The sequence below is a fragment of the Lysinibacillus sp. IITD104 genome (assembly GCF_036698265.2).
Lineage (GTDB): Bacteria > Bacillota > Bacilli > Bacillales_A > Planococcaceae > Lysinibacillus > Lysinibacillus boronitolerans.
This window is the reverse complement of sequence record NZ_JBAHYH020000001.1, coordinates 4,358,314-4,358,805: the sequence shown is the minus strand read 5'-3', so window position 1 is coordinate 4,358,805 and position 492 is coordinate 4,358,314. Positions and strand designations below refer to the sequence as shown.

At 41.3% G+C, this 492-nt stretch carries 1 protein-coding gene; it reads left to right on the top strand.

Features of this window, described 5'->3' with window-relative positions:
• Window positions 1-195 precede the first annotated feature (195 nt).
• On the top strand, window positions 196-492 hold a 297-nt coding region (locus V1L66_RS22025), incomplete at its 3' end, for a phage tail protein (protein WP_333007019.1).

Here is a 492-nt window from a genome sequence, read left to right as displayed (position 1 = left end):
TCATCTCTGGTGGAACAGTAAGTGGGAATGTAACAACTACGATTTCTCCAGCTGGACAATCGGCGCCCTCTGCATTGGATATTCGGCAGCCTTTCCAAGCAATGAATTATATTATTTGTATTCAAGGTTGGTTCCCTACTCCAGAATAAATAAAATCTATTTTTAAATTTAAATAAAATCAAAGTGAGGTATATTATGGCGGAGAATTACACAGGAACGATTGTAGCATGGCCAGCATCATTTGCTCCACAGGGCTGGGCATTTTGCAACGGTCAAGAACTTTCAATTCAACAGAATCAAGCTTTATTTGCTGTATTAGGAGTTCGTTATGGTGGAGACGGACAGAATACTTTTTGTTTACCAAACTTGAATGGACGTGTACCAATAGGCGCGTGTGGAGATGGGGGAATGGGAGGAACTATACCACAAGGAATCACGCCATGTAATCTAGGACAGACTGGTGGTGTGGAGAAAGTAACACTTTCTCCATTA